The sequence below is a fragment of the Streptomyces incanus genome (genome assembly GCF_042656345.1).
Taxonomy (GTDB): domain Bacteria; phylum Actinomycetota; class Actinomycetes; order Streptomycetales; family Streptomycetaceae; genus Streptomyces; species Streptomyces incanus.
Genome location: NZ_JBHSPC010000182.1, coordinates 1 through 1,217, shown reverse-complemented (window position 1 = coordinate 1,217; position 1,217 = coordinate 1). Strand labels below are relative to the sequence as shown.

The following is a 1,217-nucleotide window of genomic DNA, read 5'->3' as shown; positions in this document are numbered from 1 at the left end:
GGTCAGGGGCCGCTCGAAGGGGCGGAGGGACATCTCGCGGAGTCCGGCGGCGATGTTGGTGTGGCCGGCAGCACGAAGCTGGTTGATCGCGAAGCTGCGGAGGGTCGCCATGTTCTCCGGCCCATGTCCGGTGCGGACCTTGGAGGCGTCCTCACGGAAGGCGGTGTCCCGTACGAAGTGGAGCCGATTCTCGATCACCCACTGCGACCTCACGATCTTCGCGATCCGCTCGGGGGAGGCCTGTCTGCTGGTCAGGTCGGTGATGACGTAGACGGTCTCGCGGCTGCGCTTGCCGGTCTTGGTGTCGGTGCGGTGGCGGACGATGCGGGCGACCTGGGCGGCGTGCGGGAAGTCGACGCCGAGGCCGGTGACGGTCAGGGCCTGCACCACGCGGGTCTCCAGGCGTCCATGTCCGGTGGACCGGTCGTAGAACTTCGCCGTCGCCTCACCCCAGGGCAGGGTCCGGAGCTGTTCGTACAGGCCCTTCTGGTTCTTCTTCACGGTGAACGCGTAGTGGGCCTTCTTGGCCTGGACGAGGAAGCGGGCGTGGTCACGCTGGGTGTGCAGAGCGTCGGCGGTCACCGTCACCCCGGTCAGGTCGTAGGGCTCCAACAGGGCGGCGAAGCAGGTGATTTCATTCGTCTTGTCCGGCACCCGCAGCTGGGTGACGGTCTGGCCGCTGCCGGTCATGGCGGCCAGCAGGTGCGCGGCCGGGGTATCGCCGCTTCTGGAGCCGCGGGCGCTCTTGCCGTCCACGGCCAGCGTGTCGGCCCCGGCCGGATCACAGCCCAGCAGGTCGGCGAGCCCGCCGGGGCAGGTGCGCTGGACGACCCGGCGGATCGTCGCGCTGCTGGGCGCGACGCGCACGGCGAACGCCGTGGCGGTGCGGGCCCCGAGCCCGGCGAGGGCGTCCTGCGGCGCCTGACCGGCCCACTGTCCGACGGCCGCGAAAGACTTCGCCCCGGCGGCCACCGCCGAGCAGGCCACCAGCATGACGGCCACGAAAGGGTGACGCTTCCCGCGCCGGCACCGCGGATCGGCCAGCGTCCGCAGCCGATCGGCCAACGGGCCGATCGCACGATGCTGACGAGTGGGCGACTTGATCAGGCAGACGGTGGCAGACTGGCGGCACATCGAAGCTCCGTTGGGCGAAGGCGACTTGGGAAGGTCACCTGCACAACGGAGCTTCGTTGCGTACGTCGCGCGCCCACCGGACA

General features: G+C 70.3%; 1 protein-coding gene. It reads right to left on the bottom strand.

Annotated features, from left to right (window positions below):
* The coding region (locus ACFP2V_RS38570; RefSeq protein WP_381221425.1) for an ISAs1 family transposase at nt 1–1,134 on the bottom strand (1,134 nt) is incomplete at its 3' end.
* Nucleotides 1,135–1,217: the final 83 nt, after the last annotated feature.